The sequence below is a fragment of the Nocardia sp. NPDC004123 genome (assembly GCF_053603795.1).
The window spans coordinates 110836-134789 of record NZ_JBSGGG010000030.1 but is presented as its reverse complement, the minus strand read 5'-3'; the positions used below and the strand labels follow the sequence as shown (position 1 = coordinate 134789).

General features: G+C 64.9%; 25 protein-coding genes. 14 read left to right on the top strand and 11 right to left on the bottom strand.

Translation table 11 applies throughout. The features are described 5' to 3' along the window. Nucleotides 1-506 precede the first annotated feature (506 nt). From ACWEQQ_RS36300 to ACWEQQ_RS36285, 4 genes are all read left to right on the top strand, one after another. Nucleotides 507-1526, top strand: a complete 1020-nt coding sequence (locus ACWEQQ_RS36300; RefSeq protein ID WP_452351413.1) for an alpha/beta hydrolase — start codon at nucleotides 507-509, stop codon at nucleotides 1524-1526. A gap of 62 nt (nucleotides 1527-1588) precedes the next feature. Then, nucleotides 1589-2056 (top strand): hypothetical protein, encoded by a 468-nt coding sequence (locus ACWEQQ_RS36295; RefSeq protein WP_452351412.1) that lies wholly within the window; start codon nucleotides 1589-1591, stop codon nucleotides 2054-2056. 289 nt (nucleotides 2057-2345) lie between these two features. Next, the gene (locus ACWEQQ_RS36290) at nucleotides 2346-2750 is read left to right on the top strand and encodes a DUF6301 family protein (protein WP_452351411.1); all 405 of its coding nucleotides are present in this window, start codon (nucleotides 2346-2348) and stop codon (nucleotides 2748-2750) included. Continuing rightward, nucleotides 2668-3846 (top strand): hypothetical protein, encoded by a 1179-nt coding sequence (locus ACWEQQ_RS36285; RefSeq protein ID WP_452351410.1) that lies wholly within the window; start codon nucleotides 2668-2670, stop codon nucleotides 3844-3846. The genes ACWEQQ_RS36290 and ACWEQQ_RS36285 overlap by 83 nt, the downstream gene beginning before the upstream one ends. 159 nt (nucleotides 3847-4005) lie before the next feature. Here ACWEQQ_RS36285 and ACWEQQ_RS36280 read toward each other — a convergent pair whose 3' ends face one another. Continuing rightward, entirely contained in the window at nucleotides 4006-5148 is a 1143-nt protein-coding gene (locus ACWEQQ_RS36280; RefSeq protein ID WP_452351409.1) for an ATP-grasp domain-containing protein, read from the bottom strand. Between the two features lie 215 nt (nucleotides 5149-5363). Next, on the bottom strand, nucleotides 5364-5573 hold the full coding sequence (locus tag ACWEQQ_RS36275) for a hypothetical protein (protein WP_452351408.1): 210 nt from the start codon (nucleotides 5571-5573) through the stop codon (nucleotides 5364-5366). 701 nt (nucleotides 5574-6274) lie between these two features. Here ACWEQQ_RS36275 and ACWEQQ_RS36270 point away from each other — a divergent pair. After that, entirely contained in the window at nucleotides 6275-7093 is an 819-nt protein-coding gene (locus tag ACWEQQ_RS36270) for a TIGR02452 family protein (protein ID WP_452351407.1), read from the top strand. A 376-nt stretch (nucleotides 7094-7469) separates the two neighbouring features. Then, nucleotides 7470-7919, top strand: a complete 450-nt coding sequence (locus ACWEQQ_RS36265) for a DUF4253 domain-containing protein (RefSeq protein ID WP_452351406.1) — start codon at nucleotides 7470-7472, stop codon at nucleotides 7917-7919. Between the two features lie 138 nt (nucleotides 7920-8057). On the opposite strand, the gene ACWEQQ_RS36260 is transcribed toward ACWEQQ_RS36265, so the two are convergent. Together ACWEQQ_RS36260 and ACWEQQ_RS36255 are read right to left on the bottom strand one after the other, a co-directional pair. Then, the gene (locus tag ACWEQQ_RS36260) at nucleotides 8058-9464 is read right to left on the bottom strand and encodes a selenium-binding protein SBP56-related protein (protein ID WP_452351405.1); all 1407 of its coding nucleotides are present in this window, start codon (nucleotides 9462-9464) and stop codon (nucleotides 8058-8060) included. A gap of 145 nt (nucleotides 9465-9609) precedes the next feature. Next, nucleotides 9610-10014: a hypothetical protein gene (locus ACWEQQ_RS36255; protein ID WP_452351404.1), complete on the bottom strand. Its 405-nt coding sequence runs from the start codon at nucleotides 10012-10014 to the stop codon at nucleotides 9610-9612. 465 nt (nucleotides 10015-10479) lie between these two features. On the opposite strand from ACWEQQ_RS36255, the gene ACWEQQ_RS36250 reads away from it, so the two are divergent. Continuing rightward, nucleotides 10480-10650 carry a hypothetical protein gene (locus ACWEQQ_RS36250; protein WP_452351403.1) on the top strand — a complete coding sequence of 57 codons (171 nt, stop codon included), beginning with the start codon at nucleotides 10480-10482 and terminating at the stop codon, nucleotides 10648-10650. Between the two features lie 355 nt (nucleotides 10651-11005). Here ACWEQQ_RS36250 and ACWEQQ_RS36245 read toward each other — a convergent pair whose 3' ends face one another. Beyond that, on the bottom strand, nucleotides 11006-11269 hold the full coding sequence (locus tag ACWEQQ_RS36245; protein WP_452351402.1) for a hypothetical protein: 264 nt from the start codon (nucleotides 11267-11269) through the stop codon (nucleotides 11006-11008). Nucleotides 11270-11529: 260 nt separating this feature from the next. Then, the gene (locus ACWEQQ_RS36240) at nucleotides 11530-12357 is read right to left on the bottom strand and encodes an alpha/beta fold hydrolase (protein ID WP_452351401.1); all 828 of its coding nucleotides are present in this window, start codon (nucleotides 12355-12357) and stop codon (nucleotides 11530-11532) included. Nucleotides 12358-12867: 510 nt separating this feature from the next. Here ACWEQQ_RS36240 and ACWEQQ_RS36235 point away from each other — a divergent pair. Together ACWEQQ_RS36235 and ACWEQQ_RS36230 are read left to right on the top strand one after the other, a co-directional pair. Further along, nucleotides 12868-13632 carry a carboxymuconolactone decarboxylase family protein gene (locus ACWEQQ_RS36235; protein WP_452351400.1) on the top strand — a complete coding sequence of 255 codons (765 nt, stop codon included), beginning with the start codon at nucleotides 12868-12870 and terminating at the stop codon, nucleotides 13630-13632. A gap of 88 nt (nucleotides 13633-13720) precedes the next feature. Beyond that, nucleotides 13721-14854 carry a 3-keto-5-aminohexanoate cleavage protein gene (locus ACWEQQ_RS36230; protein ID WP_452351399.1) on the top strand — a complete coding sequence of 378 codons (1134 nt, stop codon included), beginning with the start codon at nucleotides 13721-13723 and terminating at the stop codon, nucleotides 14852-14854. Nucleotides 14855-15193: 339 nt separating this feature from the next. Here ACWEQQ_RS36230 and ACWEQQ_RS36225 read toward each other — a convergent pair whose 3' ends face one another. The 5 genes from ACWEQQ_RS36225 to ACWEQQ_RS36205 all read right to left on the bottom strand — a co-directional run bounded on the left by ACWEQQ_RS36225 (nucleotide 15194) and on the right by ACWEQQ_RS36205 (nucleotide 18689). Next, entirely contained in the window at nucleotides 15194-16096 is a 903-nt protein-coding gene (locus ACWEQQ_RS36225) for an alpha/beta hydrolase family esterase (RefSeq protein WP_452351398.1), read from the bottom strand. Between the two features lie 245 nt (nucleotides 16097-16341). Further along, nucleotides 16342-16602, bottom strand: coding sequence for a hypothetical protein (locus ACWEQQ_RS36220; protein ID WP_452351397.1), 261 nt, complete (start codon nucleotides 16600-16602; stop codon nucleotides 16342-16344). 60 nt (nucleotides 16603-16662) lie between these two features. Next, nucleotides 16663-16971 carry a hypothetical protein gene (locus ACWEQQ_RS36215; protein ID WP_452351396.1) on the bottom strand — a complete coding sequence of 103 codons (309 nt, stop codon included), beginning with the start codon at nucleotides 16969-16971 and terminating at the stop codon, nucleotides 16663-16665. Between the two features lie 34 nt (nucleotides 16972-17005). Then, nucleotides 17006-17392, bottom strand: a complete 387-nt coding sequence (locus ACWEQQ_RS36210) for a hypothetical protein (RefSeq protein ID WP_452351395.1) — start codon at nucleotides 17390-17392, stop codon at nucleotides 17006-17008. A gap of 235 nt (nucleotides 17393-17627) precedes the next feature. Beyond that, on the bottom strand, nucleotides 17628-18689 hold the full coding sequence (locus ACWEQQ_RS36205; RefSeq protein WP_452351394.1) for an alginate lyase family protein: 1062 nt from the start codon (nucleotides 18687-18689) through the stop codon (nucleotides 17628-17630). Between the two features lie 404 nt (nucleotides 18690-19093). Between ACWEQQ_RS36205 and ACWEQQ_RS36200 the strand changes: the two genes are divergently transcribed. The 5 genes from ACWEQQ_RS36200 to ACWEQQ_RS36180 all read left to right on the top strand — a co-directional run bounded on the left by ACWEQQ_RS36200 (nucleotide 19094) and on the right by ACWEQQ_RS36180 (nucleotide 23954). Continuing rightward, nucleotides 19094-19936, top strand: coding sequence for an acyl-CoA thioesterase (locus tag ACWEQQ_RS36200; protein ID WP_452351393.1), 843 nt, complete (start codon nucleotides 19094-19096; stop codon nucleotides 19934-19936). A gap of 83 nt (nucleotides 19937-20019) precedes the next feature. Beyond that, nucleotides 20020-20880 (top strand): helix-turn-helix domain-containing protein, encoded by an 861-nt coding sequence (locus tag ACWEQQ_RS36195; RefSeq protein ID WP_452351392.1) that lies wholly within the window; start codon nucleotides 20020-20022, stop codon nucleotides 20878-20880. Nucleotides 20881-20930: 50 nt separating this feature from the next. Then, complete coding sequence (locus ACWEQQ_RS36190; protein ID WP_452351391.1) at nucleotides 20931-22040, top strand: serine hydrolase domain-containing protein; 1110 nt, start codon at nucleotides 20931-20933, stop codon at nucleotides 22038-22040. Nucleotides 22041-22242: 202 nt separating this feature from the next. Then, nucleotides 22243-23100, top strand: a complete 858-nt coding sequence (locus ACWEQQ_RS36185; protein WP_452351390.1) for an MlaE family ABC transporter permease — start codon at nucleotides 22243-22245, stop codon at nucleotides 23098-23100. Then, nucleotides 23097-23954, top strand: coding sequence for an ABC transporter permease (locus ACWEQQ_RS36180; protein ID WP_452351389.1), 858 nt, complete (start codon nucleotides 23097-23099; stop codon nucleotides 23952-23954). Before ACWEQQ_RS36185 ends, ACWEQQ_RS36180 begins: the two co-directional genes overlap by 4 nt.

Below are 23954 nucleotides of genomic sequence, written 5' to 3'. Positions count from 1 at the left end.
AACGTTCAACCCGATCACCACGAACTTCCACGAATTCCTCGCCATGCTCACCGACATCGGCCGAGCACACAACATGCGCACGGTGTTGCGCGCGGTCTTCGGCCCGCCCACCGCGCCGATCAGGTTCGCAATCACCACACACACGCAGTGACGAACACAGTTCGACCAGCGTTTATTTGTGGAGTCGAGACGAGGCAGTGGTCGGGGCCGGGTGGAACGGGGTCGTGCGTGGGCGCCCGATAGTCCGGACGGTGCCGGACTTTGTTTCGTCCGTGCCGAATGAGTGGTTGGAGAAATGTCATGCTGCCGGAGGTTGTGCGCGGTGAGGATGTCGCTAGCGCGTCGGCGAAGTACTCGTGATGCCTCCATCGCTGAACGGCGATGTTGTGTAACAGTTTTGCCTCGACGGAAGACGTAGCCTCTCGGGGGGATGGGGCGGTCCGCGGGCCGGAAATCACCTCGACGACGCAGTCGACGGCGACTCATGGATTGGAACTGACTGTCCGATGAAGCTCTCTGCACTGTTTAGCGCGGCTGTTTTCAGGACCGCCGCTGTGACGCTCACCGCCGCATTGTCGGTAGCGGTGGCCGGCAGCGCGGCGGTGGCAGCCCCGGAGAAACCCGCCACCATCACGTCCATCACCAAGGAAGGACGCACCTGGCATCTGAAGGTGTACTCCGCCGCGATGGACAAGGAGATCACGGTCGATGTCCAGCGTCCGTCCGACGAATCTCAGCCCGCACCTAACCTCTACATGCTCAATGGCCTGGACGCTGGTGAGGGAACCGCGAACTGGAAGGCCCAAACGAAGGCGTTGGATTGGCTGGCTGACAAACCGGTCAACGTCATCCAGCCCATCGGCGGTCGCGGCAGTTACTACACCGACTGGCAGCAGTCCGATCCGGTTCTCGGCGTGAACAAATGGAGGACCTTTCTCACTGAGGAACTGCCCCCGCTGCTGGACCGAGAACTGCTGTCGACGGGCCGCAACGCGTTAACCGGCCTCTCGATGTCCGGCACGTCGGTATTGCAGCTGGCGGAGGCCAAACCAGGTCTATGGAACACCGTCGCCGCCTACAGCGGATGCGCACAGATCGCCGACCCGGTAGGCCAGCAGCTCGTCAAGCTCGTCGTCGATACCTGGTCCGGTGGCGACGTCCAGAACATGTACGGTCCCCCCGACAGCCCGCTGTGGTCACAGAACGATCCGGTCATCAACGCCGAGAAACTCCGCGGCACCCAGCTTTACATCTCCACCGGGAGTGGCATCCCGGTAGCTGCCGACGTCCAGTACTACTTGAACAGCGCGCCGGCCCCCATGGGAGGGGTCAACCTCGGCCTCGGCATGCTGATCGAAGCGGGCGTCAACGGCTGCACACACAACCTCAAGAACAAGCTCGACTCGCTGAACATCCCCGCGACCTACCAGTTCGATCCAGTTGGCACCCATTACTGGCCGTACTGGGAACAGGCACTGCACGATTCCTGGCCGTTGCTTGCCCAGGGAATGGGGGTGACGAACTGACACCCATTTGCGCGGAACCAGGTGAAGTCGCTCTATTCGGCATTACCGTGCACGAGCCGCCGATGTTCACCGTCCTGCCCGACGCCGCCGACCACGCGGCCTTCTTCGCCGACGTCCACGCCACGTTTCTGCGCGAGGACACCGACGCCGCGTTCCAGAAGTTCGGCGCGGGTATCGGCATGCCAGCGCAGAATCAGCCGGCCGAGTCCACGCAACTGCCGCCCGCCATCGGGGAGATGCGCGCACGCATGCACGCCAACCCGCCGTTCTTTCTTGGCAACGAAATGCTCGACGTCGTCGGCTACCAGCCGGACGTGCCCGCGCTCGCCAAGTCGGCCGACCGATTGATCTTCGGCATCGGTGCGGACTCGCGTGCCTTCCGGCCCGCGCTGCCTGCCCTGGAGTTCGCGCCGACGATCAACGCCGAACTCGTCGAGTTCCCCGGCGACCACGCTGGCTACCTCGGCTCGGCCGAGCCGTTCGTGACCACACTGCTGAATGTTCTCGCGGCCCGCTCGATCACGAAGTGACGGATCAGAGGCTTGCGAAGGAACGGCCCCACAGGTCAGAGAAGCACGCGTTCAAGTGAATTCGCGCTTCTCGGCAGTAGCGGATGTTCTGCACCGCACCAGGTTCGGGCCGCCGGTCCCCGCGCTGGCCGGTTTGGTCAGCGCGATCAGCGGCAAAGTAGTGCGTTCGAGCGGTAGCCGCTGCTTGTGTCGCGGACCGCGGGAGTCTGTCCCACCGTCACGGCGTATCAGTCAGCGTCTGCCCTGTGCTCGCTGGGGATTGTCACGGCGTGTCGTTACCATCGCCGCCATGCGCATCGATTTCGACCGGACCGCCGAGATAGTTCGTCTGGCAGCAAGTTTCGACTGGTCGTGGTCCGAGGATGATCTAGACACCTTCTGCGAGACCGCAGGATGGACAATCGATTCGCGACGTCGTTCCGGCGCAAGTATCACGACTGACCTTGCACATGATCGTTCGGACGGCGAAGTACTCATACACGACAACCTGATCAATGACATCCACTTCTTCGCCAGTGATGTCGTGGTCGAGTCAGTGGCCGAACCCGATCAGGTAACCCAAAGTCAGTTCTTGCAGTTGGCTGAGCTATTGATTATGCATCCGTTCGCCAGTGCCGGGAGAGCTGGCATCGATCGTCGATCGTCTCCGATGGGATTTACCGAAGCTCGTCGTTGTAGCCAGCTTCACGCCTGATGCGATTCACATGAGACTTCGGAATCCCAAGGCTCAGCAAGATGACGACGATTGGGATGCGCACCTGATCGACAGTGCCTACCGCGGCGCGGACCGCCTATCGGCCGCCGAACAGGAACTCGAATCCTGGTGGAGAGAGACATGGGGGCGGCGCGTTGATCTCCGGTCTCGAGGCAAGGCGCTTGGGCTGCTGTTGGCGGCCGATTTCGGTAGTTGGTCCGAGAGCCATGTCGTGTATGCAATGAGCAAAGTGACGCACTCCATGAACTGGCCTGCGCCAGAACAGGATGCGGTCAGCTTCTTCGCCGACAACGGGGACAGCCAACTCGTCGCCCTCAGGTCCGATGAGGACGGAGACAAGTTCGGGTTCGGCGAGTACCAGCTCATCGAGCTGACGTTCTCCATCGACGAAACGGACCGCGATGCGGTGTTCGTCACCGCACTCGATGAATGTGTGCAGTTGCTGGGTGTGCCGGATCTGGTCGGCGGCCCTGAGGCGCAGGCGATCTGGCGCCGCGGTGCCACGATCACCACTCTCGGCCGCGGACTTCGTCCCGCCACAATGTGGCTGCGCATCGAGCCGATGGCCCCCCGCGATGCTGCGGCCCGCGCCGCACGGGAGTACGGATGCTCATGGCTGGCGTGGCCGGACGAATCGAGTCGCCGGGATGTGGGAATCTTCGGGGAGAAGGAACCGGTGATCGCGGATTTCGCGCGGTTCGAAACCGGCATGGACCGGTTGTTCGATTCGTTGACCTGGGATCTGCCGCTACTGCATCCGTACGCGACGTACGTCATCTGGCAACTCACCAGCGCCGAACACACCGACTGGATAGCACAGGGCTGGTTCTGTGCGTACGCCCAGCACCGTGTGGAAATCTACGAAGGCGGCGATGTCCGCACACACATGTATCCACACGGCCCGACCGTGGGGCGCGACATCGCGGCCATCACCAAAGCCGCCGTGCGCGCCCAGGACATCACCGACCCGGGACGAGAACTGCGGTTCCGCGCTTGGATGTCACTACAGCCGCAGGGGCTACAAGCATTTCGACTCGGCCTTGAGTGGGACGAACGCGAAGTGCACGACCGATAGCACTGTTCTGGCCCGCCGAGTCAACGGACAGCCAATAGTCCTCAACTCGGCATGAGCGCGCACTTGAGTTCGCTAGAGCCAGCTTGGCGATGCGGCCAGAGGAGGGGGCTCTCGAGGCGTTGCCGGCGGCGGTTGGATCGGGAGTCGCCCGTACAGAGGTTATTCGGCTTCGGAACGTGTGTTGAGCTCTGCGCGCCTGTATGTGCGGCGTCGGTCCGGAGCTTCGAGGTAGGCCTGTATCAGTGGGATCGCGACGCTTTCCAGGCCGCCGGGTACGTTCAGGACGGGATGGACGTTGACCTCGAAGACCGTTCCGCCGTTCTCGGGGCAGAGGTCCACGCCGCCGAAGGTCAATCCCAGCGAGCGGGTCGCGGCCACCGCCAGTTCGGCGATTCCGGTCGGCAGGGATTGTGCTGGGAGGACGGTCGATCGTGCGCCTTGTGCTTCGTTGCACGGTGCGTCCGGATCGTCCTGCACGTGTTCGCATACCCGTAGGATTCGCTCGCCCAGTACGACGATGCGGAACTGGTGCCGTCGACCGTGCCGGTCGAAGTTTCCAGCGTCGCGCGAGATCAACCATTGCTGGCCGAGTTCGGCATACCGTGCGCCGACGGTGGCCAGCATCTCGGGTGTGGTGACGTGGAAGACGTCGCGGCCGCCGAGGCCGGTGACCGGTCGCGTCCACACGTCGTGGCCCAGGCGCTGGAAAGCCGCCAGCGCCGCGGTCATGTTGTTGTCGCGTATCTGCGCGGTCTCGGCGTGCGGAATACTGTGTCGAGCAAAGCATTCCACGGTCCGAGCCTTGTCGGTCGCATTGGTCCACGCCTCGGCGTCGGCGGCATCGAGGCAGGGCGTCCCGGCATCGGCCAGCGCACGCTGGATCCTGCTGAACCGGACGCGATCGTTCGGGTGGATCTCGTAGACCACAACGACATCCGGGCTGATCCGGCCGTAGTGCGGGTGCCGCAGTGTCAGCCCGTCACGCCGGTCGATGACGACCGTTGCGGGCCCGCCACCCATCAGTTTCCGGGCATCGAACGAGATCGGCGTGCGTCCGGTCACTCGCGCTATCGCTCCCGCGAGCACCGTACGGCTGTCCTCGCGGGAATCGTGGTCGGTGACCAGGGCGACCGTGCGTTCGGTGCCGGGATGTGCGGTGCGCTCGAGCGCGCGAGCAACCCATCCGCGAGCCGCTCCGGGCGACTCCGTCCACACGGTGTCCGAACCGCCGATTGGACCGACCGTGTTCCGGAAGGTGTTCACGTGACCGAGGATTCGATGATCATCACTGGAATAGGGCATCGCTACAGTGTTCCCGCTAATCGGTGCGCTCGACCAGATATCAACGGCAACAAGCGATCACGTGCCGTTGTCCGCAGGCCGGTCGAGTGCCTTTGTCGGAGGTCGGCTCACCGAGGTCGGTCACATCACCGCGGTGGCTTCCGCCGCGAGACCGCTCTGACAAACAGCTGTGCCACTCGCGCTGGACTGTTCGCGACATGCTCACGAAGCAGCAGCTAGGCCGCCTGCGGGTAGGCCTGAATGATGTAGCGCTGTCCGTCGATAGGCACGACGGCGCTCGGCGCGGTGCGCGGCTGTCCGCTCTTGCGTCCCGGCGCGGTGAGCAGATACATCGACCCGAAGGCGATCCCTGCCCTCTGTAGCGCCACGATGACTTTGTTGAACCGTTTGACCTTGTGTTTGAGATCGGCTGCTGCCTGATCCACGTCGCCTGTCCTCCCCGCCCAGTCCTGAATCCTGGGCCTACTCCATGGCTGGATTCGCGCCAGCCGAAGTCTGTTGTCGGAAAGCAACTTACGAACGTTACCGACCTCCGAAACGCCTTCAACTCGGCATGAGCGCGCACTGCCGGCGGTCGTATAGCGCTCTGCTCGTTGATCTTCCGATGCCCCGCGCTGGCCGGGTCGGTCAGCGCGGTATGCGGCAGTAGCGGACGTTCTGGTGCCGTGCAGCGGGAAGCGATCGGCATGATCGCCCGGTCGCTCGCTGTTTCCATGGTTGTTTGAGAATGGGAGAGGCTGCTGGGCATGTCTGAATACACCGCCACCGTAACCGTGAGTGACGAGGAGTAGAGCCGAGTAGAATCGAAAATACCTGCGTCGCAGTGACGTTGGAGTGAGAAGCTGCCGGCCTCATTCGACTTTGCTCTGTCGGGGACCGGCCCGTGAGGGTCAGTGATGTGATCATTCGCGCGAGATCCGGGGTGGCGCTGGTAGCTCCGCTCCTCGAACGGACGTGCCGCAGCCACGCGCGGCAGCGCATCGCCGAAGAAGGTTGGCCCACAGCGTGTTACGGGGCTGTGTGCGTAGCCGAAGATTGGGTGTCGTGTTCTGGTTTTCGTGGCGGCCCGAGCTTCCCCTCCGGCGGTGGTATCCGGTTCGTCTCGAGCCATGAGAGCATTGCGGGCGTGACCGAACGCCTGCGAGCCATCGCCGCCGACAACGAGCGGATCATCGCAGCCGGCGGTTACCGGACGCCCAGCGGACACTATGTGTCGTTGACATCGGGGGTACAAGCCGCCGTCCAGGGCACCCGGATGTACGGTCCCGACCCGGTCCCGGTAATCACCCGCAGCGAGGCCGCCACCGTCATCACGGTGACCGGGGAGAGCAGCCTCGTCGCGGTGCGCCGGATGCTCGACACCGATCCGGAGCCGGTCGCCGTTCTGAATTTCGCGTCCGCCCGCAATCCCGGCGGCCACTACCTCGCCGGCGCCCGCACCCAAGAAGAAGCCCTGTGCCGAGCGTCAGCGCTGTACACCACCCTGCTGGCCGTGCCGCAATACTACGAGCACCACCGCCGCACACCGGACCCTTTCTACAGCGACCGCGTGATCCTGTCTCCCGCCGTGCCTGTCTTCCGCGACGACACGGGCATCCTGCTCGACAGCCCCTATACGGTCGGCTTCCTCACTTGCCCGGCGCCCCGGACCAACGTGATCGTGCAGGAGCTGGCGAGCGAGGCGTATCGAATACCCGCGGTGCTGGCCACCCGCGCCGAGCGCATTCTCGAAACAGCCGTCGGCTACCGGCGTTTGGTGCTGGGCGCCTGGGGCTGCGGCGCCTACGGCAACGACCCAGGCATGGTGGCCGGTGTCTTCCACGCACTGCTCGCCGACGGTGGGCGGTTCAACGGGCACTTCGACGAGATCACCTTCGCAATACTGGACCGGACCCCCGGCGAGGCCACCCTCACTGCCTTCCGGGCGGCCCTCAGCTCGGCCTGACGGCCCGTTCGGCCATCCGTGGACACGCACGGCCAGTTGATCTTCCGCCGCGCCGCGCTCGCCGGTTCGGTCCGCGCGACCAGCGGCATGTCCGTGCGTTCGATCAGGTTCTGCCTCGGTCGACCAACTTTGTCCATGGCTGGGATCCGGAGAACGACACATGAACTGGTACGAGCAGCTGCCCGCCGGACTCCCCGCTGGGCGGCTGGAGCAGGCCAACGAGGCTGCGGACCCGACCTTTTGGCTCTGCGAGGAGCCAATGTCGGGAACCTGTGGTCACAGTGGCGCCGCCGTCACCCCGAGACCGGCTTGTGGCCGCTACTGGTTCATGACTACGACGACTTGTTCTCCCCGAACTCGGCGATAACCACGCTGGATGAACACGATCCAGCAGTCCAGCTCATCGAGTGGGCAGGTGGGTACCCGCTCGTCCTGCTACCGGCCGGCCAGTCGCAACACTCACCAGACGAGGTCGCCGACAGGGTTGCTTGCCGATACCGAGGCCACCCTGATCCTGGTGCCGGCTGCCGACGGCGCCGAAGCCTTGGCATCGGCAGGATGGGACGGTCCCGTGAACCATGACAACGACACCGCGAAATTAGCTGCGGTCGTGAGGGATTGGCGGCGTCGGTTCGGTGTCACCGTCTTCGCCGTCGAACAGGGCACGCTGCATCTTGCTGTGGCATCTCCACCTGCAACCGCCGAGTACGCCCGATTGGTGGCAAACGAACACTTCGCCTTCTGCGCCGAGCTGGTCGGTAATCACCTCGACGAATATGCCGACCGGCTTATCAATGCCGAGCAGTGGACCTTCTGGTGGGACTGATCGCGTAAAACGCACTCAATTCGGCATGAGCGCGCACTCTTGCTCGCTACATCCAGCTTTGAAGCGGCCCGCGCTGGAAACCTCTGCGGCGAGTGAGCCGTGCCCACATCGGGTTGAGTCGTCGGCGGGGCGGTCTAGCTAGCGGTAGCAGTAGGAATCGGAGGAGGCGTCACCGCCCTGGAGGCGCACCTGGTGCACCCGCAGACCTCGAAAGTCCTCGTCGTGTGGGAAGAACGACTCGTCGATGGTCATTCCGCCGTCGGGATCGGTGTGCAGCACGGCCATCCAGGCGCCGACCCCATCCGGGTAGAACTGGTCGTCCCACGTGCTGTAGAGCGAGTTGGTGAGGTAGACCCGCTGACCGCTACGGCTGATCTCGACCATCTGGGGGCCACCCGCAAGCGGCTGGTTCGGCGCGGCCGGGTGGGCGGCGCGGCCCACGATCCCGCCGAGCCGGACGGACGCGGTCTGTTTCGGGTTGGCGGGATCGCGCACGTCGAACTGCTTGAGCTCCCCGGTGCCCCAGCACGAGACGTAGAGGTATGCGTCATCAACCGACAGGTCGATGTCGGTGACCAGCGGCGGCACCGCGCCGAACGGTTTCAGTGCCGGTGGCAGCAGGTCGGGATCAGCCGGCTCGGCCGGGATGGTGATCACCTTGTCGACCGCCCACACACCACCGTCGTGGTGCCAACGCCACACGGAGGCCGACAAATCCTCGGTCGAGATCACCACGCCGACGAAACCCCAGGTGGCGTCCGGATCGTGCGAAGGGCGCAGCTCGAGTGCCATCTGGTTCTGTTCCCCGAGATCGACCCGCTGCTGGTGCCGACCGGCGGTGAGGTCCCAGAAGTGGATCGCGTGGCCGTACTTGTTGGCCAGCAGCAACTCCGGCTGCAACCCGTCCTCGATCATGGACGGAGTGCCCCACTCGCTGCTGATCAGGGTGTTCTGGTTGAGATGCCACCAGGCGTCGTACGCGAGGTATTGCGGCCCGCGGTCGGTCTCCCATTGCCGCAACACATCGAACGTGCCGTGATCGAGCAGCGCGATCCCGCCCGGCCCGTCCGATCCGTCTGCCCCACCGAGGCAGGTCATGAAAACACCGTCCGGCCCGCAGTGCAGCGTGTGCGGGCGGGAGTAGCCGGCCTTGGCCGCGAGCTCGGAGCTGTCCACGATCTTGGAAAGGGTGGGCCGACATGGGTCGGGCTGGGTGTCGAACACGTACAGGTGCGACGAGCGCAGACCCGGCACGATCAGGTAGCGCCGAGCCAGCTCGTCGATGCGGTGGCCCTCGTGCTTCAGCGCGCTGCTGCAGACGTTCCAGCCGAAATGGTGCAGCTCGTTGCCCAGGTGGGGCACCTCGGTCCAGCCCACCACCCTGCCGTAGGTGGCCGAGCCCGGATCCACATCGACTACCGACAGCGCATCCGGCTGCTGTGCCGCCCGGTCGAACGCAACAACGTAGGCGAGCCGCTCCGGTGGCGCGGCAGCCGCCTCCGCTGCGCTCCGATAGAAGGTCGGGTCCAAGTCTGAGTGATCCATTTCCAGCCTCCTTCGTGTCGATAGGCGGAGACTCACGCACGTCGCCCGATCTGGCGGATCCGAGGTGGGGCGACCCGTGTGGTCGCAATGGCGCGGACAGGCAGTAACCAGTCTCGGCCTTTCGACGTAGATCCACCAGCTAGCCCTAGCGCGGCGAGTCGGAGATATCCAGGCCGGCCGCGCGCAGATGGTGGCGCAGTTCGCGGGCATTGAGATCGGCCAGATAGCGGTTGTATGCGTCCATCGCGGGATCGGGGTCATCGGGGCCGTTCGAACGGAGCGGCAGCAATTTGCTCGTGACTTCGCGAGTCACGTTGTCCTGGAACCGGTTCCGCACCACAGTGGCGGAATCACGTTCCAGCTGCCGGAATCGGATCCATCCCCACGCCAGAAACCCAGCGAATAACGGCCACAACAGCAGGTATCCGATATTGTTGTCGATCGAGTCCCAGGCCGGCCCTTGGTTCCACGTATGCCACCCGAACGCCGCCATCGTCAGTGCGCCCAGCGACACCACGGCCAGGACTTTTCTGCTCCGCTTGTCCAGCACGTCGGCCATGCTAGCCGTCTTCTACTACGGGACGTAATACGCGTGGTTCCGGCGTGCCCGCTGAGTGCGTCCTGCTGCGCGAAGATCCAACCTCCCCGAACTGGCCGGTTTTGTTAGTGCGGTCGGCGCCGGGCCCACGACCCACACCGAAGAATCGATCACTGGCGGACGCAACGTAATCGGCAGTAGCGGACGTTCCGCCGGCGTCGGATCGCCACGGCCAGTTGATCTTCCGATGCCCAGCGCTGGCCGGTTCGGTCAGCGTGGTATGCGGCAAAACAGGACATTTGGATTGCCTTGCGCAAGGCATCGGCGCATACAGTAGGCGGGTGGCCCTCGCCGTGACTCTGGCCCACAGCAACGTCCTCGAACCTCCAGCCCGGCTTGGCCTTTGCCGCAATGCGTGCTGCTCTGCACGTGTAACTCCGGGTAGCATGTGGTGAAACGACTATGGAGGGGGACATCATGTCGTCGAACAGTCACCGCGAGCAGGCCGATGATCCACGCGCCCGGTGGCGCCGCCTGCCCGTCGAACCCGCCCAGTACGTCGAGGAGACCCATGTCGACGGGAGTTCGTCGAGCTACTCGGTGCCCACCGTCGACCCGACCCAGGAATTTATACGCCTCTACGGCTAGTGATGCGTCAGGCTGCCTACGGTAGGTAATCCGGGCCGTCGGATTTTCAATCCGATAGCGAAGTCGCGGACGGCCCAGGCGGATTCATCAAGGGATCTCGGGGAGACGATTTCGAATCGCACGACATTCGGCAGTAGCGGACGTTCTGTGGCGCACCGGGTTCCGGCCGGCGGCGCCCCGCGCTGGCCGGTTCGGTCAGCGCGGTATGCGGCACGGCATGTGCGGATGTGGCCGCATTTGCTTCGTCGATCTTGCGTTCTGCTCGCCGACGTAGCGGGAACCCGTGGGGTTCGGTCCCCCGCAGGACGGTGAGACCGAATCAAACTGGGGGCATAGTGGTTCGCCCGCGAATCGCCTATTGGGATCCCAAAAGGCCGCCGTAGCAGACGAGCGGGCCGCCCATACCCATATGTGGGTGACCGCCAGTCAATACGCACAGCAGCGACGCCACGGTGCCGATGAAGCTCCCCTGCTGCTGCATGGCACCTTGGAAACTCCCGGTGTCCGCGATCGGACCGACTTCCGGCAACGGACCCGCCGCGGCCGTACCCAGGGTGGAAAGTCCGATTCCGGCTGAAATAATCACTGCTGCAGCTATTTTCATCGGCGTTCGGGTCATTGTGACTACCTTTGCTCGTGACAACTTGCCAGACGGACGATACGCCTTCACGGCCATGATGAAACGAGTATGCTTCACATTTTGGGGATACAACTTCTCGGAAGCGACAGCGCGTACGTGCCCCGCAGAGTGCTCGATCATCGGCAGTAGCGGACGTCTAGGGCGCTCAGATCAGCATGGCCGGTTGATCTTTCGATGCCCGGCGCTGGCCTACTTGGTCAACGCGGTATGCGGCAGTAGCGGACGTTCTCGCGGTGACTTCAAATTGCGTCGACCACTGGTTCTGTTGCTGTGCGGCGAATTTCGGCAGCTACCCTGTCCGGAGCCTCGAGCATCGGTACGTGTCCCACATCGGGCAGCATGACAACCCGGCGGCTGGCTGACGGTGTGACCAGTTGTGCGCCGAAGCGCGAGGGCGGGATCACGCGGTCACAGGCGCTGAAGACGATTGTGGTCGGCGTGGTGATCCGGTCGAGAATCTCCAGCGCTGTGTCGGTCGGCCATATTGCGTTGATGTCTCGCGCGGTGCAGTATCCGGCCGATTGCATGGCGATCGCAGCCAGGTCGGGCGCGACAAGTCCTGGCCGGTGGCAGAACGTACGCATCGTGGTGACCTTGCCGATGGCGGCCAGTGCCGGGTTCGCGAACCCCCTCGACAGCGGTGCGAGGTATGCGCCGAGCTGGAACTTGCGCCGGAGCCGGTCGGCGTGGCGGCTGCCGCGCGACCATAGTCCCGCCGAGGCGATGGCAGTCACACTGCGCGCTCGGCCACGCTGGGCGAGCTCGAGCGCAATCCACCCTCCCAGGGAGTTGCCGGCGATGTGCGCTGTCTCCCAACCAGTCTCGTCCATCAGCGTTTCGATATGGTCGGCTCCTTCGGCAACGGTCAGTGGCCGGTTGCCGACAGGGCCTCCCCAGTGGAATGGGAGAGTCGGTGCGAGAATGTCGAACTCGTTCGACAGCTCGTCGATCACCCCATCCCAGCAATGCCACGTCTGCGTGAACGCGTGTAGCAGCAGAAGGGGTTCACCTGAACCGCTCCTACGGAGCCTCGCTGGTGTCGCCGAAGTATTCGCTGCATCGTTCATGCGCGTTCTCCGCCCCCCTTTCGTTCTTCCCCAACGCGATTCGGAGTCGCGACCTGCCTCGGCACTCCACCGTGCCAAGCCCCGGGACGAGGTTACAAACAAGCTCACTCGATGTCTACTACCACCTGTAGTTGGTCCTGGATCCTTCGCAATCGGCGCTCGCAGTCGAGATCGTGTCCGATCTACGTCCGTGCGCGACATTCGGCAGTACGGTGCGTTCGGCCGGCGGCTGTATGGCGCTCTGCCCGTTGATCTTCCGATGCCCCGCGCTGGCGTTCGGTCAGCGCGGTTTGCGGCAGAGGCGGACGTTTCGGCTGGCATGACTGCGCATTGCAGCAGGTGTACAACACTCGTGATCTTGTGAGGGTTCGCGCGGGCCGTTTCGGTCAGCGCGGTGTATCCAGGTCATATCGGGCCTCGCCCGTGGCCGTAATCTCCTACCTGCAACCGTCATCGCCAACCGTATGGATCCATCCAATGAGCTGCGCCGATCAGACGAAGGATGCGCCTATGTCCGCTGACGACATGTCGATGCCCGACCCGATGGACGCTGCCGCGGCCGATGCCGGTCCTTGGGATGCCGCAGCCTTGTCACTGTTGCGGACGTGGGACCCAGCATGGGCCGACGCGTGCAACAAGATGGCGACCAATCCGTGGCGTAGTGGGGTCCTGAGCCGGAAGTTCGTCGAATTGGTCAGTGTCGGGCTGGCCGTGGCGTGTACCAATCTTGATGGGCAGGCGACGCGGCGGCATATGCGTGCCGCGCTTGCCGCCGGCGCGACGCGCTCCGAGATCCTGTTCGTGATCAAGTGCGCGACCATGGTCTCGCTCCACTCGTGCAGCGTCGCCGCGCCGATCCTGCTCGACCAGGTACAAGCCAGCGGGAGCGAACCCGTGTCTGAAACCGGCGGGCCGCCGACTCCGTCGTGTGATGCGATGCGCGCGGCCGGACAGTGGAATGAGGCGTGGAATCCCTTTTTCGACCTCGACCCGGTATGGACCGACGAGTTCATGGCGACCGGTGTCGGCATCTATCGAAGCAAGGTCATGTCCGCCAAAGAGACCGAGCTTCTCAGCATCGCCCTGGATGCGTCGTTCACACACCTGTACTCACCCGGGATTCGACGCCATATCAAGGCTGCGCTGGGCGCCGGCGCGACGACTCAGGAGATCATGGAAGTCCTGAAACTCTGTGTCGCCCAGGGAGTGCAGGCATGCAACCTCGGTGCCGCGATCCTCGCCGATGAGCTGTCTCGAGTCGAGTCGCATGAGTGAAATCGGGCCATAGGATGGGACATAGCAGTACAGCGATCATCACCCGCGAATTTGACGTATCTCGACCGAGAGCTTCGGAGGCGAGAACATGTACTTCACTGATCGATCACTGCTCCCCGAGAACCAGGCACCGCTGATCATCACCGCGGCCCCCTACGGGCCGTTGTGGATGCCGTCGGACTATCCCGACGACATCCCGGTGACCTGGGACGAGCAAGTCCAGAAAGCCGTCGACTGCTTCGAAGCCGGCGCCCGCATGCTGCACATCCACGTCCGTGATCCGAAAACCGGCAAGATTTCTAAGAACTTCGACGAGTACAGCGCCCAGATCGGCCGGCTGCGCGAGGCCGTGCCCGACATGGTGTTGCAAGTCGGCGGCTCCATCTCGTTTGCTCCGGAGGGCGATGCCGTCGCCAAATGGCAAAGCTATGACACCAGGCACATGCTGACCGAGCTGGACCCCAAGCCCGACCAGGTCACCGTGGCCATCGGCTCCAGTCAATACGACATCACCTCGATGCTGACCGTCGACGATATCGAGGGCACTCACATGGCTGATCCGCACATCATGTGGCAGTACTCGCAAATGGTCGCCGACGCCACGCCGGAGTTCTACATCGAAAACCTCAGACGCCTACGCGAAAACCGCATTCAGCCCTACTTCGCGCTGGCCCACGTGCACAACCTCGAGATCGTCGAACGACTGATCCGGCAAGGCTTGTACATGGGTCCGGTCAATGGGTTCTACAGCATGGTCGGCGGCGGCGCGGCCGGCTCGAACCCCTTCGACCTGATGGAACTCATCCGCCGCGCTCCACAGGGATCATGCTTCACCTACCAGTCGGTGTTCCGGCTGGTATATCCGATCTCGGCGATGTGCATCGCGCTCGGTCAGCACGTCCGTGCCGGAATCGAAGAAAACCTGTGGGGCCCGGTCAAGGGCCAGAGGTTCACCACCGTGGAAATGATCCGCAAGATGGTGCGCTTCGCCGAGGAACTCGGCCGACCGATCGCGACGCCCGAGCAGACACGCCAGATCCTCAAACTCGGCACCTGGTACAACACCGCCGAGGAGACACTGTTCAACCTCGGGCTACCCCCCAACCGCGACGAAGGCCAGCGCGGCTTCCTCACCTACGAGGGCTTCCACACCTTCGAAGAAGAAGGCCGAGTCCACGCAGCAGCCGCAGCCGGTCCCACCGACCCACGCGACATCCTCTAACTGTCGTGCCTCGGGACGTTGGCTCCACTGCCACGATCTCGAAGGCCAGCTGCGGGGCCGATCACCGGCAAGGCCGGAACGGTGATACCGGTGTCGGTGAGTCGGTAGTCGAGCGACGGAACTTTCAATGGAGTGCACTGCATTCGGCATGATGGTGCGTTCGGCCGGCCCCGGATCGGCACGGCCGGTCGATCTTCGGCTGCCGCGCGCTGACCGGTTCGCTCAGCGCGGTATGCGGCATCAGCGTGCATTTACGTTCGCCGCGAGTCTCACGATTGTCGATACGCCGACTGCGGGGACGGAGCGATGAGATGTCTCGAACGGACTGGCTGCTGGTGTTCAGAGTCGGCGGTCGTCGGCCGGGATGGGTAGGGGAAGGGCGAAGTGGCACAGTTCTTCAGCTGCATCGACGTTTTGTGGGGTCTTGCCCAGCATTGGCTCGAGGATGCGGGGGGCGGGCGCGCCGGGCCAGGTGTGGCCCATGCCGTGAATGGTCCATGCCTCCACGCGGGTCCCGCCGACGCCACCGCCGACGGCGCGCCGGGTTACCGCCAGATGATTGGGGACCGAACCTGCCGGCCGTTCTTCGACCGTCTCGTCGGCGGTGCAGCGATCGATTTCGGCCCAGTGCCGAGCAGTGTCGGCAAGTGAGAGGGTCCGTCCGCGGAGTTCGCCATTCGGGCCGCGGCGTCGTGAGTGTCCGCCCTCGATCGGGACCACCCGATCGGCGGTGCCGTTGATCAGCAGCGCTGAGACTGCGTGGGTCGGCTGCAGGTCGGCCAACTCGGCGGGTAACCCGCCCGCGATCGCGGCGAACACGGCAACCGATTCGGAGGCCTCCAGTGCCATCCGGTGCGCCATGAACGCGCCATTCGAGATGCCCGCCAACAGCAATCCGTCATGTCTGGTGCCGTGGTGATCGGCGCACCACTTGGCGACTGTCCGTAGGAAGGCGACGTCGTCCACCGCATGTCGGTCACCGGTGGTGACACCGCGGCCGTCCGCCCAGGCTCCGCCGAAAGCCTCCGGATAGGCCACCGCGATGCCATGCCGATCGGCGCACGCGCCAAATCCGTTGGTGCGCCGCGATATCGAATCAGCGAAGCGCTGGAGCGGTCCGAGTACCGACGACCGGTTCCCGTGCAGAACCAGCACCAGCGGCAAGTCCGCACGCGGCGCGGCGGGTAGCCGTAGCGCGAACGACCGTCGCCGCCCATCGACGCGCAAGTGCACGGTCTTCATCGATCCCCCGTAGTGAGATATGCAGTCTAACTGCGCAGTTTACCTGTCCTGCTTTGAAGCGTGGACGAAGGTTCAACGCGCCCGCCCATCGGCTATACCGCGCGCTGACGAGGTTCGGTCGGCGGGCCCAGATGACTTCTGCCCGTTGATCTTCCACGCAGCCGCGCCGGCCGGTTCGGTCGCGCGCCACGCCGCAGTCAGCGGATGTTTCGGTGTGCGGGCACGTGTAATCACTCGGTGCGGGTCTAATGCTGAGGCAACTCGCTCAGGATCGTCCGCCAGTCCTCGTTGATCAGGTCGGTGTCGACCGTCGGCGTCATATCCGGTTGGAAAGTACCAAGGAGCTTCCGGGTCTCGACGAATGAGATGCCGCACTCCTGTTGAAGGATCCACAGAACTCGCATGGGTCTCAGCGGCTCGGGGTGCTCTCGTTGAGACAGGCGCTCCAGCACCTCCATGAACGTCGCACCGCCGAAGACCAGAGCTCGCAAATCGTTGTCACTCAACACAGAGTCCCCGGCAACGCCCGGACAACGCGATCCGCAGTAGAAGAGCCTGACACGGCCTCAGCTTCCCACCGGCCGCTGGTGCCCGCATTCGAGTTCGGTGCCCGAACGATCTCGAACGGCGACCTCGGTGCGAGACGCCGTCCAGACCACGATGCTGTCCTCGTGCCATGCCACATCGAAGTCCGCCCGATCGGGCATCTTTTCCCCGCGGTCGTGCTCATCGAACTCGAGGGTGATCGCCTCGCCTGGACGAAGCCAGTAATCCCTGCCCCACGGCTCGACCCACACCGCGTAACTCTTGTCGGAGTGCGGGTTTGTGAAAATGAGCTTGGGCATATCCGCAAAGTAAGCCACCTGCGTCGGCATCGCGCAGTATGCGGCACGTGAATGTGTTCTTCTCTCACCCCAGGCCGGCGAATGTCCCCTCACCGGGACGCCACACGGCCCACATGTCGGAAAACCCCGAGAGCACCGCGATTTCGGGGCCTCCCAGTTCCTCGAGTGCCGGATGGATGGAGAGGGCACCTATCGCGAACCGCAGGAGAAGCCCGGTGCCAACAGCTTCATCGATCGACACGACGGTCTGGCTGATCAAGGCGCACAGCGTATCTCGATACCCGGCATCTCCCAGGGACCGAGTAATACCGTCGGCGTCGATGGTTGGCCAAACGTAGCAGGACAAGCGTGGGCCGTCGAAGTCGAGCTGGAGGTAATCCCTGACGAATACCACCGAGGCAAGTTCGAGACCGACGAGGCGAGCGAGCAGCGAGTCTCCGAGAGGATCCATTGGCCTTCCTGGCGGTGAGCTCTGCAGAATCAGCTGAAGAGGTTGGACGAACAATAACCGTATCTGGCCGTACCCCTCGTACCGGCGGCCACCTGAGAACGGTCTGCCTACTGCGCGAAGGTCGGCACTTCCGTGCACAGCTGGCGCGCCCAGTCGGGTGAGATGACCTCAGCCCGTTGATCTTCGGAGCGCCCGCGCCGGCCGGTTCGGTCAGCGCGTGGTTGGCTCCGGTATCTCAGCCCGGATTGTCGGCGTGGGTGAGGGTTTCCCACATGGAGAACATGTCCAGCCCGGCTGGGCGTTGCTTGTCGGTGAGGCGCTCGGTGTCGGGGAGGTCCAGGTGCATTCGGTTGTGCAGGGCGTTGTAGGCGACCTCGGTGACGGGGCCGAGTTCGCGTTGTAGCTGCCCTCCGCAGAGCCAGGTCGGCATCGGTTGTCCGAGTTCGTATTTCGAATGTAGTTCGAGGGCGGCGCGGAGGCGGTCGGCTACTTGGGGGTAGAGGTCGTGTTGTTGGATGCGGCCGGTTTCGGCGATGTGGGCGATCGCTGACAGGCCATATCCGGTGTGCGCGAAGTCGCGGCACGTTTCCTGTGCGACGCCGTCGACGAGCGACGATTGGCCCCACCAGTATTTGGTGATCTGATCCGGGGTGGAGGCGTGGGTGCGGACCGAGATCCGCGGTTGTGGACCGTCCGAGGTGAGGTAGATATAGGCGGGGACGCGATCGAGGTACATCGTTGCCGCCGTGTCGTAGGCGTGGTGATCCTCGAGGAAGACGCCGATGCCCTGGGTGGCCTCGATCATCGACAACTCCCAGTTGCCGTTCGACGTGGAGCCGGTGATTACCTTGGGCAGGTATACGTTTCGCAGCAGGTCCTGGAATCGAGCCAGATCCGGCCAGCTGCCGGAGTAGGTGTAGCGGACGATCTCGGCCGCGCGGGTCCACACCGAGGCCGCCCATCCACTTTGTAGCGGGGCGTTGCTGCCGGTGTGATCGGTGAGCGTCGCCGACCACGCATCCATGACCTGAATCGACTTCCGCGCATAGCGCTCGTCACCGGTCAGATACCACGCCAGCGCACTGGTGTAGGCGGCGTCGGCGTCGCGCCGCTCATCACTGCACCCGTTGTCGGGGTGGTCGTAGGGTCCGCAATCAACTACTGCCCGCGGCTTCGCCACGTACCCGAGGCCCGCGTACTGGCTCGCCATCATCGTGTCGAAGGCCGCCTTCCACGGCTGCGCCTGCGCCCGCACCTGCTGCCGCACGAAATCCAGCTGCCCCCGCGACTCCAACACTCCCGGATGCACGAACCCCGCGGCGTCGGCGACAACGCTCGACGTCTCCGCCGGATGTGATGTCCCCGAGGGCGATCCGCATCCGATGAGCGAACCGGCGATCACAACGACAGTCAGCGCCAGCCGGAGGGACCGGACCTGACGATTGACGCGAGACGACCTCACCACATCCCCAATCAGGGCAGCATTCAACACAATTCGGCCGTTCGGGTCCCGGTGGGCACGCCTGGATCGACCACGAAGACAGTACACCCGGCCGCCTCCGGCCCACGGTGAATGACCGAGCCGGCCCTCGTGTCGCGCGGGTGACCTCGGTCGCGATCGCCACCGGCTCGAACACTTCACCATGCCGCTCATCGGGAATCGCCGATCGTGTGCTTTCCGGCGTGTGCAAATATTTCGCAATGGCTGGTGGAACGCATATGTGGCCGGTGGTCGACCTGGCCGATCTGCTCGATGTCCTCGATCTGACCGAGGTCGGGGCGGGTCGGTTCCGTGCTCGCAATGTCACCTCGACGCTGCCGACGACGCTCGGGAGTCAGACGCTCGCGCAGGCCGTGGTTGCCGCGGAGCGGACGGTGCCGCACATGGCCGTGCAGTCGCTGCACGGCGTCTTTCCACGCGGTGGGTATGCCGACCGGGACGTCGATGTGGCGGTCGAGGTGGTGCAGTCGGGGCGGGCGCTGGCGACGGTCCAGGTTTCGTTCTCCCAGGAGGGGCGCGAGCACGCGCGGGTGCTGACGATGCTCAGCGCGGAGGAGCCGGACTTCCTCAGCCACGGTGCGCACCTGCCCGAGGGGGTGCCGGGGCCGGAGGAGTGCGAAGAGCTGCCGTGTGCGCTGTTGCCCTGGGAGGTGCGGACACTCGGCGGAGCGGACGCGCTCGCGGCCGAGCTCTCGGGACCGCCGGCCCTGGATGTGTGGATGCGCTGTGACAAGGCGCCGGATCTGCCCGGCCTCGGTCGCGCGCTGCTGGCGCACGGCAGCGAGGGCTTCCTGGGCCCGGTCGCGTTGCGCCCGTATTCGGAATCCGAGATCGCGCGCCGCGGCGGCCGCGGCGCGTCCGCGATGCTCACCCAGACCGTCACCTTCCATCGGCCGTTCACGATGCACGACTGGCTGCTGCTGCACTGCGAGAGCCCGTTCGCCGGTGGCGGCCGAATGTTCGGTCGGATCCAGATCTTCACCCAGGCCGGTGATCTGGTGGCGTCCGTCTCCGCCCAGGGCCTGATGCGCCAGGCCGGCTGATTACCCGCATCGAGCCTGCTGCCGCGACCTGGGCCCACCCCGCGTAACCGAGGTGAGTCCGCCGGGTTTGTAGCCTGGACGGGGTGGATGCTGTGGACTTCGGTGACGAGCCCGGTACGGGGTGGGATTTCGCGGGTCCGGACGATGCCGGATGGCCGGGCGGCGCGATGATCGGTTATCGCGATATGGGCAGGGCCGGACTGGACCTCCGGGTTGCCGGGACGACGGCGGTCACCGTGGTGATCGGCTTCGGTGCCAGCGCGGTGCTTGTCGACGATGTCATCGGCCGGCGAACTCTCGACGGGTTCGCTGCCGGGCTCGCCCTCTCGGCCATGCGCGTACGCAGCGAACGAGCCGCGTGTATCGAGATTCGCCTGTCGCCGATACAGGCATACTCCCTGTTGGGTGTTCCCCCAATCGATTTGGGCTGCGGCGTTGTCGCGCTGGAGGATCTCTGGGGACCGCGGGTTCGGGTACTGCGCGAGCAGCTCGCCTCCGCCCCGGCATGGGACGAGCGTTTCGCACTGACGAAATCGTTTCTGGCACAGTGCGACACCCAGAATCGGTCGCCGGACCCGGAGGTACTCGAGGCCTGGTTTCGAATCGAGTCCGCGCACGGCCGCTTGCGGATCGGCGAACTCGCCCGATCGCTCGGCTGGAGTCACAAGCGGCTGGGGTCGCGGTTCGAGTCCCAGATCGGACTCACTCCCAAGCGGGCGGCGATGCTGGCCCGATTCCGGTATGCCGTCGACAAACTGATGGCGGGCCGGCCCGCCGCCGACGTGGCGGCGGAGTGCGGGTACACCGATCAGGCGCACCTGTGCCGCGATGTATCGATCTTCGCGAACGACACCCCGAGGGCTCTCACCGCACACTATCTGCCCGCCATCGCCCGGCACCGGTACCGGGCCTGGGGAGAATTTTTCCAATACCGGGCCGGGTAGCCCGGCCGATAGTGGTGGCCATCGACATCGACAACGAGAGGACACATGTCGTGACCACCACCCTCGATTCCACGCTGCTGCAGGCCGCCCTGGACGCCGTCCACCGTGCGGGCATGCCGGGAATCTTCGCGGAAGTCCGCGCCGGTGACCAGATCTGGTGTGGCGCAGCCGGAGTCGCCGACGTCGCAACCGGCCGGCCCGTCACGAGCGATATGCGCCACCGCGTCGGCAGCATCACCAAGACGTTCACCGCCGCCGCCGTACTGCGGCAGGTCGACAACGGTGAGATCGAGCTCGACGCACCGATCGGCCGCTACCTACCCCGTCTGGTTCCCGGGGATCGGGGTGCGGCGATCACGGTACGGATGTTGCTCAACCACACCAGCGGCCTCGCCGAATACCTGCCCCATGCCTACCCGTCACTCGCGGCCTTTCCGGACCTGGCGCGGACGACGCCGGACAGCCTGGACGACAACCGATTCACCCGCTTCCACCCGACCGAGCTGATCGAGATGGGTGTCTCGGCGCCCCCCACCGGAGCCACGGGCGGCACCCCGGGGATCTACTCGAACACCAATTACCTTCTGCTGTGCGAACTTCTGGAGTCGGTCACCGGCACCTCGGCCGAGAAGTGCATCACCAGCGACATCATCGAGCGCGCCGGGCTGCGCGACACCGAACTCCCGGCCGGAGCGCACATCGACGGTCCCCACTCCCTGCACTACGAGTCGTGGTTCGGCATGATCGAACCGCCGCGCGACTACAGCGTTTTCGACATGTCGTGGGTCGGACCGTCGGCGTCACTGATCTCCACCGTCGCGGACCTGAACCACTTCTTCGGCCTATTGCTCGCCGGTGAAATCATCAGCCGCCCAGCCCTGGCGGAGATGCAGCGCACCGTTCCGGTCATCTCGTTCGAGGGAAAGACCCTCGACTACGGTCTCGGCCTCCAAACGCTGCCGGCCCCCGGCCCCGCTACCTGCTGGGGCCACGACGGCTCCGTCTGGGGCGGCGGCGCAATCTCGATGACCAGCGTCGACGGCACCCGCCAACTCTCCGCCGCTGTGAACCTCCAACGCTGGAACCGTCCCGCCGTCGTGCCGCAGCCCCATCCCATCGACGCTGCCCTGCAAGCGTTTATCCACCGGGCGCTCGCGTAGCAGCGTGTCCCGCAGCGACAGAATCCGCCTGGCTTGGTGAGCGAGCACATTTCTAGACCAGTGTCTGGAATGTGGTCCATTTCATATGGTAGCGTCACCCGCGCACAGATCGAGGTTGATCACACGGCCGTGGGGCGGGGGTCGGCGCGCGGCGTCCGACTAGCCCTCGAGGGTTGAAAGACCGGTCGTACGAGGAGGTTCGATGTCGACGGCTGAGATGCCGGTGCGGCCGGATGCCGAGGGGATGACCGTGGCGCGGGTACTGCGCCGAAACTTCGCCGAGACCGTGCTGTCGAGCCTGGCCACACTGGGGCGCGCGTTGCGGATCGGCGCCGGCGCGATCCACATCGGTGTCATCGATGTCGTGCGGCTGCGCTTCCCAGTGCACGAAACGCTCACGCAGGCTTGGTTTTTGATCCGGGTGACCGCCATTCCCAGCGTGCTGATGGCGATTCCGTTCGGGGTCATCGTCTCCGCGCAGGTCGGCAATATCGTCTCGCAGCTGGGCGCCGACTCGATGATCGGCGCGGCCGGTGGGCTCGGGGTGATCAAGCAGGGTGCGCCGATGGCCACCGCGATGCTGCTCGGTGGTGCGGGCGCGGCCGCGATCGCGGCCGATCTCGGGGCGCGGACCATTCGCGAGGAGGTCGATGCGATGCGGGTCATGGGCGTGGATCCCATTCAGCGCCTGGTTGTTCCGCGCATCGCCGCGATGATGCTGGTCGCCCCGCTGCTCAATGTGCTGATCGTGTGCATCGGCATCGCCTCGGGATTCGCTGTGGCGGTGGCCGCGCTCGATGTCACTCCGGGCAGCTACTGGCAATCGTTCGGCGCCTTCACCACACCCATCGACATCTGGGTGTCGCTGGCCAAGGCCCTGATCTTCGGGCTGCTGGTGGTGGTGATCGCCTGTCAGCGCGGGCTCGAGGCCAAGGGCGGCCCGCGCGGTGTTGCGGACGGGGTGAATGCCGCGGTCGTGATGTCGGTGGCGGCGGTCGCGGTGCTGAACACCGCGATCACCCAGGTGGTCACCATGTTCTTCCCGGTGAGGATGGCGTGATGGCGGCGTCCTACCTCCCGGCCGGATCGCGGTGGGCCCGCCGCGGTCTCGTACATCCGCTGCACCCGATCGAATCCATCGGTTTCGCACTGGGTTTCGGCTGGCAGGTGCTCGCGTCGCTGCCGTACACGCTGGTCCACTACCGGCGCGAGACGATCGCGGTGATCACCGACATGACCTGGGGACGCGGCTCGGTGATCATCGGCGGCGGTGTGGTGCCGCTGATGCTGCTGCTGGGTGCGGCGATGGGCGCGTCCATCGGCATCGAGGCCTTCAGCGCCCTGAATCTGCTGTCCCTCGGCCAGCTCAGCGGCCTCATCTCGGCGTTCGGGGTGACGCGCGAGCTCGCGCCGATCGCCGCGGGCGTCGGCTTCGCGGCGCAGGCCGGGTGCCGGATGACCGCGGAGATCGGCTCGATGCGCATCTCCGAGGAGATCGACGCTCTCGAATCGCTCGGCATCCGGTCGGTGCCGTTCGTGGTGACCACCCGGGTCGTCGCCGGAATCGTCGCCGTCGCACCGGCATTCGTCGTCGCCCTGATACTCAGCTACTTCTCGTGCGAGGTGATCGTGACCACCGTCCACAGCACGCCCTCGGGCACCTACGACCATTACTTCGATCAGTTCGTCGCCGGCTGGGACGTGATCGCCGCGACCATCAAGGTGATGCTGTTCGCGGTGTCGGTTGTGCTGATCCACTGCTACCAAGGGTTTTTCGCCACCGGCGGGCCCGAGGGCGTCGGGATCGGCTCGGGGCGCGCGATCCGGGCGAGCCTGGTGTCGATCATCGCCCTCGACATGGTCGCCACCATCGTGCTGTGGGGATTCCGCTCGCCCATCTCCTTCACCGGGTAA